14 protein-coding genes are annotated in these 13260 nt (G+C 49.6%); 13 read left to right on the top strand and 1 reads right to left on the bottom strand.

The genetic code is table 11. The features are described from left to right. Positions 1 to 46 precede the first annotated feature (46 nt). A complete protein-coding gene (locus tag M0L20_RS05740) occupies positions 47 to 589 on the top strand; it encodes a hypothetical protein (RefSeq protein WP_248476057.1) in 543 nt (180 codons plus the stop codon). Positions 590 to 603: 14 nt separating this feature from the next. Here M0L20_RS05740 and M0L20_RS05735 read toward each other — a convergent pair whose 3' ends face one another. Further along, complete coding sequence (locus M0L20_RS05735) at positions 604 to 1842, bottom strand: sensor histidine kinase (RefSeq protein ID WP_232559898.1); 1239 nt, start codon at positions 1840 to 1842, stop codon at positions 604 to 606. 344 nt (positions 1843 to 2186) lie between these two features. Between M0L20_RS05735 and hemA the strand changes: the two genes are divergently transcribed. The 12 genes from hemA (at position 2187) to M0L20_RS05675 (ending at position 13195) form a co-directional block, all read left to right on the top strand. Then, the gene (hemA, locus tag M0L20_RS05730; protein ID WP_232559897.1) at positions 2187 to 3464 is read left to right on the top strand and encodes a glutamyl-tRNA reductase; all 1278 of its coding nucleotides are present in this window, start codon (positions 2187 to 2189) and stop codon (positions 3462 to 3464) included. Between the two features lie 130 nt (positions 3465 to 3594). After that, complete coding sequence (locus M0L20_RS05725) at positions 3595 to 4188, top strand: DUF4230 domain-containing protein (protein ID WP_232559896.1); 594 nt, start codon at positions 3595 to 3597, stop codon at positions 4186 to 4188. A gap of 141 nt (positions 4189 to 4329) precedes the next feature. Further along, complete coding sequence (locus M0L20_RS05720; RefSeq protein ID WP_232559895.1) at positions 4330 to 4890, top strand: YqgE/AlgH family protein; 561 nt, start codon at positions 4330 to 4332, stop codon at positions 4888 to 4890. Between the two features lie 112 nt (positions 4891 to 5002). Beyond that, positions 5003 to 5614: a porin family protein gene (locus M0L20_RS05715; RefSeq protein ID WP_232559894.1), complete on the top strand. Its 612-nt coding sequence runs from the start codon at positions 5003 to 5005 to the stop codon at positions 5612 to 5614. A gap of 76 nt (positions 5615 to 5690) precedes the next feature. Continuing rightward, entirely contained in the window at positions 5691 to 6158 is a 468-nt protein-coding gene (locus M0L20_RS05710; RefSeq protein WP_248476056.1) for an NADH-quinone oxidoreductase subunit A, read from the top strand. After that, positions 6155 to 6718: a hypothetical protein gene (locus M0L20_RS05705; RefSeq protein ID WP_248476055.1), complete on the top strand. Its 564-nt coding sequence runs from the start codon at positions 6155 to 6157 to the stop codon at positions 6716 to 6718. The genes M0L20_RS05710 and M0L20_RS05705 overlap by 4 nt, the downstream gene beginning before the upstream one ends. Positions 6719 to 6774: 56 nt before the next feature. Further along, positions 6775 to 7344, top strand: coding sequence for an NADH-quinone oxidoreductase subunit B (locus M0L20_RS05700; RefSeq protein WP_262923852.1), 570 nt, complete (start codon positions 6775 to 6777; stop codon positions 7342 to 7344). A 2-nt stretch (positions 7345 to 7346) separates the two neighbouring features. Then, positions 7347 to 8330, top strand: a complete 984-nt coding sequence (locus M0L20_RS05695) for a hypothetical protein (RefSeq protein ID WP_248476054.1) — start codon at positions 7347 to 7349, stop codon at positions 8328 to 8330. Positions 8331 to 8468: 138 nt separating this feature from the next. Then, positions 8469 to 9752 carry an MFS transporter gene (locus M0L20_RS05690; protein WP_232559890.1) on the top strand — a complete coding sequence of 428 codons (1284 nt, stop codon included), beginning with the start codon at positions 8469 to 8471 and terminating at the stop codon, positions 9750 to 9752. A gap of 236 nt (positions 9753 to 9988) precedes the next feature. Further along, positions 9989 to 11236 carry an MFS transporter gene (locus tag M0L20_RS05685; RefSeq protein ID WP_248476053.1) on the top strand — a complete coding sequence of 416 codons (1248 nt, stop codon included), beginning with the start codon at positions 9989 to 9991 and terminating at the stop codon, positions 11234 to 11236. A 191-nt stretch (positions 11237 to 11427) separates the two neighbouring features. Further along, a complete protein-coding gene (locus M0L20_RS05680; protein WP_248476052.1) occupies positions 11428 to 11841 on the top strand; it encodes a T9SS type A sorting domain-containing protein in 414 nt (137 codons plus the stop codon). A 109-nt stretch (positions 11842 to 11950) separates the two neighbouring features. After that, positions 11951 to 13195: an MFS transporter gene (locus tag M0L20_RS05675; RefSeq protein WP_248476051.1), complete on the top strand. Its 1245-nt coding sequence runs from the start codon at positions 11951 to 11953 to the stop codon at positions 13193 to 13195. The last annotated feature ends 65 nt before the right edge of the window (positions 13196 to 13260 follow it).

Below are 13260 nucleotides of genomic sequence, written 5' to 3'. Positions count from 1 at the left end.
AAAAAGACAAAACGAAAACGATTATTGATATTACGAGTACAACAGTATGCAACGGCAACTAATTCAACCCTGTCTTCTGGTGCTGACAATCGTCCTGACCCTGTCGTCGTGTTTCAACGAGCCAGATTATCCTGATGCCCCTTCGATTGACTTCAAAGGTGTTTTCAGATACCCGGTAGCAGCTGGTCAGGGAGTTGGTCAACCCAGACGTGACTCGGTGGTGATCACAATCGGTTTTAAAGACGGCGATGGTAACATGGGTAATGACATACCGCTAGCTAAAGCCGATTCGCTCAATTACGCGCAGAACGGCGGTTGGGGTAACTACGAAATTCGCACATTCCGGCTGGTCAATCGGCAATACGTAGAGGCTCGTACACCGGTAAACAACTTTTTGTTTTTTCCTGATCTGACGAAAGGAAAGCCTAAAGGAGCCATTGAAGGTACGCTCGATTTCAGCCAGCTATTTCCGTACGGTAATGTCAATCGAATGTACCCAACCAAGTTTCAGATCCGAATCCGTGACCGGAGCTTAAATGCAAGTAATGTCATTGAAACCGACACCATCAGCCTACCGTATCCGGACTAGAAACCGGTTTCCGGTTATGCTTCTTTAGCCGAAGGCTGTGGTTCCACGGCCTTCTGTTGTTTATCGGCGTTCAGAACAATTCGGAATGTTGTGCCCTTGCCCACTTCCGAACTTTTGACAAAAAGCCGTCCGTTGTGATATTCCTCTACAATTCGTTTCGCCAGGGTAAGACCCAAGCCCCAGCCCCGTTTTTTAGTGCTGAAACCGGGCGTGAAAACTTTCTGCATGCTGGCTTTAGGAATACCTTTACCCGTATCGGTAATATCAATCGCTATTTGCTGATGGGGCAGCGACAGCATATTCAACCGGAGTTCACCTACTCCTTTCATGGCATCGACGGCGTTTTTGCAGATATTTTCGATGACCCACTCGAAGAGTAGCTTGTTGATGTCCACAGTTTGTCCAGCAGGGAGCTGGTTGGTCAAACTCATTTTGACCTTCGTTGAAATACGCTTCGACAGATAGTCCGTAAACTGCTCGACTACATCCGTAATGTTTTCTTCTTTTAATGTCGGGATCGAACCGATGCTGGAAAAACGCGACGTAATGGTTTCGAGCCGCCGAACATCTTTTTCAATCTCATCCGTAACCGATTCGTCGTATTGATCCGGGTCCGACCGCATATACTCAACCCAGGCCATCAGCGACGACATAGGCGTGCCCAGCTGGTGAGCCGTTTCTTTCGCCAAGCCTACCCAGACGCGGTTTTGCTCCGCTCGACGTGACGAACTAAAAGCTAAGTAAGCTAAAAAGCCCAGCGCCGTTAAGATCGTCAGCAAGGCATACGGAAAGTAAGTCAGTTGTCGAAGCAGCTTCGAATTATCGTAATAAACCAATCCCCGCACACCGTTACCAATATCGACGACCAAAGGCGTGTGGCGTTTGCGCATGTCCGCGATCTTGTCCCTTAAAAACTGCTCCTTCTCATTGTCCGACAAACCGTCGGGGAAGGTGATATTTAGTGGTTTTGCTATCTGGTTATTGGGGTCAACGTAAATGGCCGGGACCGTGTTATTTGCCTCCAGGATTTCACTTGTTACAAACGTGAGGTCACCCGAATCAAAGTGCTTGGGATCGACCAGGTAGGCAATTGTCTTTGCGTAGAGCTGGATGTAATGTTCTTCGCGATTTTCCAGCTTGGTAATAAGCCGATTGGTATACAACAGCGACCCCGTCCCAACCAACAGGAGGTTGAGAGCGACGATAATTTTAAGAATATTATTCTGATTATAGATATCGAATGATTTCAGCATGTTTTTATCCCGCCAGTCGGATTATAATGTCAAAGCTACCTGAAAAGCAATCACCAGTACACCGCACGAATACATGATCAGTAAGCAACCATCCAACTTATTTGTTCGTATCGATTGATTAATTAAGCAGGGCGTCCAATTGTAAACGTTAAAAGCAGTTTAATGGTGTAAATGCGAACGTCTGAACGCCGATACTTGTTAGAAGAGAATAGGATTCAGCAAAGAAAATCGTCTGCTATTTGGACGTATTCTAAATAGAGTGACCGATTGTACAGTCTATTTCCATGTCCGGTAATTGTACTGTAATTTTGTGCTGGCTAACGCCATTAGTGTGATTCGCGACAATGTTAGATACTTTCAAATCAATTAGTTTATCCCACAAAACGGCTCCTTTATGGGTGCGGGAGCTAATTGCACTTAACGAAGAAGAAGCAAAGCGGCTAATGCTTCGGCTGCGCGATTTTTTCGGATTATCCGATTTGCTTGTTGTCTCGACTTGCAACCGTACGGAAGTGTATTACGCGTTTGAGCAGGATCTTAACGCTGAAATCGCCCGGCTGTTGCTGATTGAGAAAGGCTTAACGGATACGGATCAGTATTTGCCTTATTTCCAGTTTTACGCTGCGCATTCGGATGCCGTTCTGCATTTGTTTGAGGTATGCGTAGGGCTGCACTCGCAGGTAGTTGGCGATATGCAGATTCCAAATCAGGTAAAGCAATCGTACCAATGGTCGGCTGATCTTGACATGGCAGGGCCGTTCCTGCACCGTCTGATGCATACCATCTTCTTCACCAACAAGCGGGTTGCTCAGGAGACGGCTTTTCGCGATGGAGCCGCTTCGGTTTCCTACGCAGCCGTTGATTTGATTGACGAACTGGTCGGCGAAAACCAGAACCCTAACGTGTTAGTCATCGGGTTAGGTGAAATCGGTGCTGATGTTTGTATGAATCTGGAATCCAGAAACATGAAGAACATCACTCTTTGCAACCGGACTCAGGCGAAAGCCGAAGCGCTGGCCCAGAAATACGGGTTCCGAGTGGCGGATTTTGCGAACCTGATGGACGAAATTAGCCGGGCTGATGTCATTATCTCGTCCGTTATGCGCGATGAGCCGCTTATTACGCCAGCATTTTTACAAGGGCTGAACGTTTTAACGTACAAGTATTTCATTGATCTATCCGTACCCCGTAGCGTAGACGCTGCTGTCGAGCAGATTCCGGGTGTACTGGCTTATAACATTGACCACATCCGGAACCGGGCCGACGAAGCGCTGAATCAGCGGTTGGCGGCAATTCCGCAGGTCGAAGCCATTATCGGGCAGGCCGTTGCCGAATTTGGGGACTGGACAAAGGAAATGGTTGTGTCGCCAACCATCAATAAATTGAAAAATGCGCTGGAGCAGATTCGCAAAGACGAAATCGCCCGGCACTTGAAGCATCTGACGCCCGACGAGTCCGAAAAAGTAGACAAGATCACGCGGGGTATCATGCAAAAAATCATTAAGCTGCCTGTTCTTCAACTCAAGGCTGCCTGCAAGCGGGGAGAAGCCGAAACGTTGATTGATGTGCTGAACGATTTGTTCGATCTGGAAAAACAATCCGTGGACGAGTACAAACATTGATCGACCCCACGAATACTGATAAAACTCCCAAATCGTTATTGATTTGGGAGTTTTGCTGTTCTTAGGCGGCATACTGGCAGGTAAATTGATGCGAGTTGCTCGTACGGCACGCGCTTTTACGCTCTGATCTATGTCTCGATTGTTGAATACGTTGCTTCGGTTATTTCTCATTGCCATTCTGGTCGCTGGCCTGATCGCTATCTGGGAACAGATTCGGGGAAGTGATATGATGAGTCGTTTTCGGCGGGGCGATGTGACGACCCAGCGGGCTGTTCTGAAAGAGGTAACGGCGCTGGGCAAGCTGGAATTAGTGAGCTACACCTTTAAGGATATCGTTGAACACGAGCAGGTCAACACGTTTCTCCCAAATGCCAATGCTGTGTTGATCGTTGAAGGGCAGGCTACGGGCTGCGTTGATCTGACTAGAATCAAAGCGGAGGATATTCAGACAGCGGGTGATTCCATTATCATACAATTGCCTAAACCCGAACTGTGCAGTTGGAAAATTAATCACGACCGCTCGCGGGTGTACGATACACGCTTTTCGTTTCTCGACCAATCGCAGCTGGTCAGTGACGCCTACAAAGAAGCCGAGCGGCAGATTCGCCAGTCGGCGCTGAGCGGAGGAATTTTAGATCAGACGCGCCAAAATGCAGACCGGATACTTAAGCCGTTGTTGGAGCGAATTTCGGGACGAAAGGTGCGGCTGACTTTTCAATCATGAGTATAATTCGTATGTTCATGTATATTTCCTATCCGTAAAAAAAATACTTGCAGGTCAGAAAGCTAATTTTCGGCATCATTTTGGTAACATCGTCTAGTCTATAACGTTTTTAACCTACCACTCTTTAACGTTTTGAAAAACATGAATACCAATACGCTACCCGTCACAAATGGCAGCTTATTGATTGCCGAACCGTTTATGGGCGACACGAACTTTGACCGTAGCGTCGTGCTGGTCTGTGAACATAGTCCAGCTGGTACGTTTGGTTTAATTTTAAATCAGACGACGGATTTACAGCTAAGCGATGTCATTGACGATGTGTATTCTTCGTCGGGATTATTTATTGGGGGGCCTGTGCAGCAAAATACGCTTCACTTTATCCATCGTCGCCCGGATTTGATTGATGGCTCCATCCGTGTAACCAACGGATTATTCTGGAGCGGGGATTTTGATCAGGTTAAACAAGCCGTCAATGTCGGTACGCTTACCGAACGCGATATTCGGTTTTTTATCGGCTACTCGGGCTGGGATGCCGGGCAACTGGCGAGCGAAATGGATCAGAAAGCGTGGATCGTAACTCGGGCCGATGCTACCTTCCTGTTCGAAACGCCTGCTGATCAGTTTTGGCGGGGAGTGCTCAAGCGGATGGGGGGCGAATTCAAATCCATTGCGCATTATCCGGTTGATCCGCGTCTGAATTAAAGTCCACGCTGGCAATTAGGGGGATATCTTAACTTTTTTTGCCAATTTTGTCGGCGGTCCGACGTTTTCGGATAATCAGCCGTTATGGGAAGGTCCACTTCCTTCAGTTTGTATGCAGGTTTCCCGACTAATACTTCTTACGTTTTTAATTAGCTCGTCTTTCTTGGTACGGGCGCAAAGTAATAACCCCGTTGGTGGCCATTTTGGGCTAAAAGTAGGTGGTAGCCTGACGCGTTTACGCCTTTCGGGTACCAGTGCTAACATACCCAAGCAGAATCTGGACCCGCACATCGGCGTCATGTATCGCTACCGGTATCACCGGCTTGTTTTGCAGCCTGAAGCCCTGCTTAATATCAAAGGGGGCGCATTTCAGGCCGTGCAGGCAGACGGAACACGACAAACTATCAACAACACATACACGTACGTAAGTGTACCGTTGCTGTTTGGCTACATTCCGACGGAAGGGCTGACTATACAGGCGGGTCCTGAATTTAGCTATGCACTTAACTCCGGTTCAGCAAATGGGCCAGGAAGAAACAACGATCTTGGCGTGGTTCTGGGAGCGCACTACGATTTTCTGGACATGCTTGACAAGTTTAGTCTCCATGTTCGCTATATCTACGGTGTGACGAACGTGTCGCCCGAAGCAACGGCAACCTATCAGAACCGGGTGTTTCAGGCGTCGCTGGTCTACAACCTGTATCCAAAGAAAAAGAAGAAGTAAGTTCGTCGTTTACGGCGGTCTAAGCCGTTCGAGGACGGTACGTTGTAATCTGTAAACCGAAAACTACCAGCACGCTATGCTCTCCGACTTCGGTGTCCTGTTGTTGTTTATTCTGGCTGCGTTCGCTTTCATCGGCATCGTCCTGTTTGGTGCGAGCCTGTTGCGCCCGAATCGTCCGAATGTTGAGAAAAACAGTACCTACGAGTCGGGAGAAGAGCCGGTTGGCAACGCCAATGTTCAGTTTAATATCCGGTTCTACGTCGTAGCCTTGATATTCGTGCTGTTCGATGTAGAGTTGGTATTCCTGTTTCCTTGGTCTACTGTTTTCGGTCAGGCGTCACTGATCAAAGCTACCGGCGGACTTTGGGGGTGGTTTGCACTGGCTGAGGCTACCTTGTTTGTCGTTATTCTCGCCCTTGGATTGGCGTATGTGTGGGCCAAAGGGTACCTGGACTGGGTGAAACCACAGCCTAAAATTCCGACAATCGAAACGAAAGTGCCCGCCAATTTGTATCAGAAAGTAAATGATCGTTATAAACGTTGACGCTACTCCGGCTCCGTTATCTGATCCTGATTACAGGCCTAACGCTGGCGTTCCCGGCGGTGGCCCAGAAACCGGCTGTTAAGGAATACCGCGTTCGAGTTGTCACCAAAGAGGGTATTCGCCTTCGTGGCATCCTGGACGAAGTGACGGACACCCATCTTCGTATCGCGTACACAAGCTCAAGGTATTATCAACAAGATGAGTGGATTCCACTGACGGCGATTCGTAAAGTAGTTGTCCGGCGGACCAACAAAGCAGCCTGGCGGATTACGGGCGCTATCATGGGTTCTGCGGTAGCGGGTTTGGTGGCTAATGAGTCATTGCAGAGAAAGCGGACCGGCAACCCCATCACCTACATTGTCACGCTTACGATGGCTTCGGTAGGAGGGGCTACCACAGGTTTGATTCTAAGCGGTGTCCTCGTTAATTTGTCGAGACGCGTGATCCGACCGCTTGATTCCTCGAATCCCGCGATTAACTTACAGCGGCAGCTGGAACCATTCAGTATTCATTATCAGCAGAACGCGCTAAATCCGTTGCCCGGTAGAGTCAACAAGTAACTCGGTGAGTAAGCGTTTACTTGCCGAACGACTGATCAAAGAATTGACGTAAGACAATGTCAGCTACTTCACAATCAAATAAATCGGGCGAAGCGAGTGTCATTATGATGCATTCGGAGGACCTGCTTAACTGGTCGCGGGAGAAATCGCTCTGGCCCATGAGCTTTGGTCTGGCCTGCTGCGCCATCGAAATGATGCAGGCTTTTGCCGCCAATTACGATCTCGACCGTTTTGGCATTTTTCCGCGCCCTTCCCCCCGCCAGTCCGACATTATGATTGTGTCGGGAACGGTGACGTATAAAATGGCCGACCGCATCCGGCGACTGTACGAGCAGATGCCCGAACCACGCTACGTCATTTCGATGGGATCGTGTTCCAACTGCGGTGGGCCTTACTGGCAACATGGTTACCACGTCGTAAAGGGCGTAGATCGGATCATCCCGGTAGATGTGTACGTACCCGGTTGCCCGCCCCGTCCGGAAGCACTGATCGACGGCTTTTTAAAATTGCAGGAAAAAATCAGAACCGAACACCCGCTGCTTGGGAAAAACGATTCTGCTCAGCAACCGGCTACTTTGCAAGTGCAGGAACCAACGCATTTTGACGATCTTTCAACCCGTTCATAACGATGAACACGCTGGCTGTTACGCTTCGTCAAACGCTGGGCTCGCAGCGACTCCTGTGGCTTCTTTATGGAATCACGCTGGTGCTTGGCCTGCTGGTAGCTTTGCCGTTCTACAACACGCTGAAGGTTGAAGATCAAAACTCGCTGGCGTTTCTAGATCTGCTCAATGGATTCGATTATACGGTTTACTCGGACTTTATGCACCGTAGTGGTCGGGTAATCAGTCCGTTGTTCAGCGTTGGTCGCTGGCTGGGCGCGCTGTATATCTTTCTGAGCGTGTTTGTCGCCGGTGGAATTTTACTTCGATTCGCGCAGGTAGGGGAGCGGTTCGATGTCGGCACATTTTGGCAAGGTTGTAGTAAGTATGTTGGGCGTTTTTTGCGGCTGTTTGGCGTTACTTTATTGTCTGTTATTGTTGGGGGCGGTATCTGGCTCGTTCTCGGAACGCTTATGCACATCGCGCTGGAAGATACGCTTACCGAGCGGGGATTATTCTGGGTTGGTCTGACGTTTTTTATTCTGTTCGCATTAACCGCTACGCTGGCGCTGTGCATCGGCGATTACGCGAAAGTCATGCTGTTTCGGGAGGACGAGCAGCGGGTTTTTCGGACCTGTCGGCGGGCGGGGCGGTTCGTTCTTCGCAATGTGGGTAAAACGTTTGGGCCGTACTGGGTATTTATCCTGATCGGAGCGGGGCTGTTTGGCGTTTACTTCCTGATCGACGATGCCGTCACCATGAGCGGATGGCTAACGATTCTGCTTATGTTTATGGTGCAGCAAGCTTTAGTTTTTGGCCGTGTTGTTCTAAAAGTGTGGTCGCTGGGAACGGCGTATGCCCTGTACGAAAAGCTACATAAACCACAATATACCGTGCCGTCGGTTTCGCCCACTTATGAGTCGGTACCTATTCCGTTTTCTAACGGGGATATCCAGCCGCCCGTTGACGGACCAGGGAGCTTGGATAAGGATCTGAAAAGAGACGAATAGGTAGGTTCTGCCCTGACTACTGCCGTTCAGACTATTTTGAATGCTAAGAAGCCAATAAAGACGACCCTATTCCTAATCTTCTTTGGTCATTTCGTATTATTGCAGAATTGTTCTGATTTCACTCGTCTATTCTGCCGTATGGCTGTTCCTACTCTGTCTCCAAAATCGTCCGGTGATCCCGTTAAGTCTACCGAAGCCGGATTGTTTAGCCTGCCGGTTATCGTAGCCGCTCTGGGCTATTTCGTCGATATTTATGATTTGCTGCTCTTTGGCATCGTTCGCGTGCCGAGCTTGCAAGACCTGGGCCTTACGCCCGATCAGATCTCAACCGTTGGAGCCAGCATTCTTAACTGGCAAATGGGCGGACTGCTACTGGGGGGAATTCTCTGGGGCGTATTAGGCGATAAACGGGGACGATTATCGGTGCTATTCGGATCGATCATTACGTACTCAATTGCCAACATTGCCTGCGGTTTTATCAAGAACGTTACGTTTATGGACCCGGTCACGTATTATGCGTTGATGCGCTTCGTCGCCGGGATTGGTCTTGCCGGGGAATTGGGAGCGGGCATTACGCTCGTGAGTGAGATTTTGCCCAAGGAAAAGCGAGCTATCGGTACGTCGCTCGTCGCAGGTATTGGCCTTTCGGGAGCCGTGGTCGCGTATTTTACGGTGAAATATTTCGACTGGCAGATGGCGTTCTTCGTCGGTGGCGGACTCGGTATTGGTTTGCTGTTGTTGCGCGTTGGTGTAGTCGAATCGGGAATGTTCAAAGACGTGTCCGAACAAAAAGACATCAGCCGGGGCGACTTTTTTTCCTTTTTTACCAATGCCAACCGGTTAGGGCGCTACCTCCGATGCATTGGAATCGGCTTACCAACCTGGTTTGTGATTGGTATTCTGGCTACGTTTAGCAACGAGTTTGGTAGAGCAATGGGCATAACCGAAGAAATTCAGCCGGGACTGGCCATTATGTGGTGTTACGTTGGGCTGGCCGTTGGTGATCTGGCGAGTGGATTCATCAGTCAGGAGTTGGCATCACGTAAAAAAGCGGTTTCTTTCCTGATGGCCATTGCACTGATTTTTGGACTCGTTTACTTGTTTCTTGGCATCAAGAGTGCAACGGTGCTGTATGCGCTTTGCCTGGCAATGGGCTTTGGCATTGGCTACTGGGCGATGTTTGTGACCATCGGAGCTGAGCAGTTTGGAACTAATCTGCGGGCTACGGCGGCTACGACCGTGCCGAATATGGTGCGTGGTCTGGTTATTCCGATGACGCTGACGTATCAGGCGCTCAAACCGTCGCTTGATGTAATCAACGCCGGAGCGGTTGTAGGGTTAATTAGCTTTATCATCGGATTTTACGCCATCCTGACCATACCCGAAACCCACGGTAAAGATCTGGATTATCTGGAAGAATAATTTGTGCACTGTGATAACTAGGGCTTGCTGATCAACCGTGGGTTGTCATCCGCTGAATGAAAACCGGAGTGCTGTCGGTTGCTTTTTTGGTGTCAGGTTTAAGAGCCTGACACCAAAAAAGCAACCATAAAACCGGCAAGCGTTGCGGTCATACGGGATTAAGCATTCACCATCACCACTAAATGGAAATCAGCTCAGTTCCTCTATTTCTATAGCTTCCGCTCTGCCACGAACTTATGCAAACCCTCTCAACCACGCCTTCCCGCGTATCATTGCGTCCGTTGTTTGCCTTGCCCGTGATTGTGTCGGCACTTGGCTTCTTCGTAGATGTGTACGATATGGTTATATTCAGTATCGTTCGCGTACCCAGTTTGCAATCGCTCGGCTTGTCAGAGGCCGATGTGTCGAAAGCGGGAACGTTTGTCCTGAATTGTCAGCAAGCGGGGCTGGTGATTGGTGGTTTTCTGTGGGGCGTGCTCGGTGATAAACGGGGGCGGATGTCGGTACTGTTCGGTAGCATACTTACCTATTCGCTAACCAACATTGCCTGTGGCTTTGTGAACGACGTAAATACCTACGCGTTGCTGCGGTTCGTGGCTGGTATTGGTTTGTCGGGGGAGATCGGCGCGGCTATGGTGCTGGTAGCGGAGATTCTGCCCAAAGAAATTAGGAGTTACGGGTCATCACTGGTGGCCGGCATCGGCTATTTAGGTGCCGGAGCGGCTTACTTGACCGTCGAGTATTTTAACTGGCGATCCGCGTTCTGGGTTGGTGGCGGCATGGGACTCGTTTTGCTGCTGATGCGGGTCAGTGTATTCGAGTCGGGTTTGTTCAGCCGGCTGAACGTTGAGCATAAGAACGTTAGCCGGGGTAATTTTCTTTATTTCTTCAGTAGTTGGCGACAGACAATTAAATATTTACGCTGCGTAGCTGTGGGGATGCCGACCTGGTTTGTGGTGGGTATTCTGGCCACGTTTGCCAACGAACTCGGGCAAGCACTGGATATTGCCGAGGGGGTGAAGCCTGGCCGCTGCGTGATGCTTATTTACGTTGGCTTCGCTGCGGGTGATTTGATATGCGGGCCAGTCAGCCAGTGGTTACGATCCAGACTGAAAGCCATTACAGGGCTGATTATCTTCAGTGCGCTGCTAAGCGGTATTTATTTGTTTGGTGGTATCAAGACCGCCGGAGGTATATACACCATCTGTTTGCTGGCAGGTTTTTTCACGGGGTATATTGCTATGTTTTTAACGATGGTAGCCGAGCTGTACGGCACTAACATCCGCAATACGGCCACGACTTCGGTACCCAGTGTCGTGCGTGGAACGCTTATCCCGATGACGCTAATTTTTCAGTCCCTAAAACCTTCCTTTGGGGCGGTGGCAGCCGCTGCTCTGGTAGGGATCGTTGTGTACGGCCTGACTTTCTGGTCACTAAGCCAGATGGAAGAAACGTTTGGTAAAGACCTGGATTTTGTAGAATAGTCTATTCGTCCTGTGTATCGTTTTCAAAATCTCCCCACTTCGTGCTTTGAGTACCTGGTTAGGGCTTCTAAAACGGCTTGCTGACCGTTTATCATTCGAATAAGCCGTTGCTCACGAAGCGGAGCGGTAGCGGTTCGGAACTGCATCATTGTGTTGACAGCTAAAGGTTCTAAACGTAATCGTTCAACACAATGAAAACCTCATTCAACCTCATTGCCAGTGTATTCGCCTTTGTTTTAAGCGTTTCTGCTCCATCGTTCGGCCGAAATCCAGGAGATCAACCCGAACAAAAAGGATTTGCGCTCGCTATTTTTCCCGCTAATGCCGAATCGAAAGTGTGGCTTTGTCTGGAGAAATATAAGGCCGCTAATAAAATCAATGTCGAACTGGTCAACGAAAAAGGGCAGGTGCTCTACCGCGAATACTTGCCCGCAAAAGTCGGTAAGAAAAACTGCTATCGTCAGCAGTTCGATCTAAGCCAAGTTGGCGATGGTAAATACACGTTCCGGATCTCGGATGGCAATCAGGTTGAAGAGCGCATATTCAATTTGTCTACACCATCAATCGAACAACAGCTGTCAACGCGGCTGGTCTCGATGAACTAAGTAGGGGCTTATAAAAGTTAGGAATAGAAAAGGCATGGTGCATTGCGCTATGCCTTTTTCGTTGGAAACTAATTACTTCCTAACTTGCTGGTGGCTATTCTCAACCGGCATGCAACCGACTCCTGTTTCCTCCTCTTCTGTTTCGCTCCGTCCCTTATTTAGCTTACCCGTTATCGTTGCTTCGCTAGGCTATTTCGTGGATGTCTATGATTTACTGCTGTTCAACATTGTTCGGGTGCCGAGTCTGAAAGACCTTGGCCTTTCGGAAGCGGATATCTCGCTGATTGGCGGCAAAATTCTGAATTACCAACAGGCTGGTCTGTTGCTTGGCGGTATCTTATGGGGTGTGCTGGGCGATAAGCGGGGCCGGTTATCGGTGCTGTTTGGATCGATTATTACCTATTCACTAGCCAATCTGGCTTGTGGCGTAGTGCAAAATCCTGAGCTTTACGCGTGGCTCCGGTTCATCGCGGGGCTGGGCTTAGCAGGTGAACTAGGGGCTGGGATTACCCTGGTAAGCGAAATTCTTCCCAAAGAACTACGCGGCTATGGTTCGTCGATGGTCGCGAGTGTCGGGTTGTTCGGCGCGGTAGTCGCTTATTTCACCGTCACGCTGTTCGACTGGCGCACGACGTATTTTGTTGGCGGAGGGTTAGGGTTGGGGCTGCTGGCTCTGCGCGTGAGCGTCCTGGAGTCGGGGATGTTTAGGAAAGTTCAGGGAACTACTGTTTCGCGGGGTAACTTCTGGGCGTTATTTCAGGAGCGAAATCGTGTTTTACGCTATTTGCGGTGTATGGGCATCGCACTGCCAACCTACCTTGTCATTGGTATTTTGGCCACGTTCGGCAATGAATTCGGTAAAGCGCTGGGGATTGCAGAAGCCATTCAGCCGGGCCGGTGTGTCATGTTCACGTACATCGGTACCGTTGTTGGCGATTTAGCCAGCGGAGTGTTGAGCCAACAGCTTCGTTCGCGGAAGAAAGCCATTGGGTTAATGATGGGGCTAACTGCGGTTTTCGTGCTTGTCTATTTGTTCGGCGGTATCTCCTCGGCGGGTACGTTTTATGCAGTCTGTGCCTGCCTGGGCTTTAGCATTGGCTACATCGCCATGTTTCTTACCATTACGGCCGAAAGTTTTGGCACGAATCTGCGCGCCACAGCGACGACCTCCGTCGCTAACAATGTTCGGGCGACCACTCTACTAAGTATTCCTGCTTTTCAGGCTATGAAACCTCAACTGGGCGTAATTGGAGCGAGTGCGGTTGTCGCCGTTGTTTGTTTCGGGCTTGCCTACTGGGCGCTGACGACGATGGAGGAAACGTTTGGTAAAGATCTCGATTACACCGAAGCTTGACGCTGTTTTGGGCAAACCGAAGGCACGAAGCTTGCGGAGAATTTGTTTACGTAGTAGTCTTTGCG

Source organism: Spirosoma liriopis (assembly GCF_023196085.1).
Taxonomy (GTDB): Bacteria; Bacteroidota; Bacteroidia; order Cytophagales; family Spirosomataceae; genus Spirosoma; species Spirosoma oryzicola.
Note: the sequence above shows the minus strand (reverse complement) of the source record. Positions and strands in the feature narration are given on the sequence as shown.

Excerpts from the sequence above, each read along its gene's own strand:
- M0L20_RS05740 (WP_248476057.1), top strand. The coding sequence starts at position 47 with ATGCAACGGCAACTAATTCAACCCTGTCTTCTGGTGCTGACAATCGTC.
- M0L20_RS05735 (WP_232559898.1), bottom strand. The coding sequence starts at position 1,842 with ATGCTGAAATCATTCGATATCTATAATCAGAATAATATTCTTAAAATT.
- hemA (WP_232559897.1), top strand. The coding sequence starts at position 2,187 with ATGTTAGATACTTTCAAATCAATTAGTTTATCCCACAAAACGGCTCCT.
- M0L20_RS05725 (WP_232559896.1), top strand. The coding sequence starts at position 3,595 with ATGTCTCGATTGTTGAATACGTTGCTTCGGTTATTTCTCATTGCCATT.
- M0L20_RS05720 (WP_232559895.1), top strand. The coding sequence starts at position 4,330 with ATGAATACCAATACGCTACCCGTCACAAATGGCAGCTTATTGATTGCC.
- M0L20_RS05715 (WP_232559894.1), top strand. The coding sequence starts at position 5,003 with ATGCAGGTTTCCCGACTAATACTTCTTACGTTTTTAATTAGCTCGTCT.
- M0L20_RS05710 (WP_248476056.1), top strand. The coding sequence starts at position 5,691 with ATGCTCTCCGACTTCGGTGTCCTGTTGTTGTTTATTCTGGCTGCGTTC.
- M0L20_RS05700 (WP_262923852.1), top strand. The coding sequence starts at position 6,775 with ATGTCAGCTACTTCACAATCAAATAAATCGGGCGAAGCGAGTGTCATT.
- M0L20_RS05695 (WP_248476054.1), top strand. The coding sequence starts at position 7,347 with ATGAACACGCTGGCTGTTACGCTTCGTCAAACGCTGGGCTCGCAGCGA.
- M0L20_RS05690 (WP_232559890.1), top strand. The coding sequence starts at position 8,469 with ATGGCTGTTCCTACTCTGTCTCCAAAATCGTCCGGTGATCCCGTTAAG.
- M0L20_RS05685 (WP_248476053.1), top strand. The coding sequence starts at position 9,989 with ATGCAAACCCTCTCAACCACGCCTTCCCGCGTATCATTGCGTCCGTTG.
- M0L20_RS05680 (WP_248476052.1), top strand. The coding sequence starts at position 11,428 with ATGAAAACCTCATTCAACCTCATTGCCAGTGTATTCGCCTTTGTTTTA.
- M0L20_RS05675 (WP_248476051.1), top strand. The coding sequence starts at position 11,951 with ATGCAACCGACTCCTGTTTCCTCCTCTTCTGTTTCGCTCCGTCCCTTA.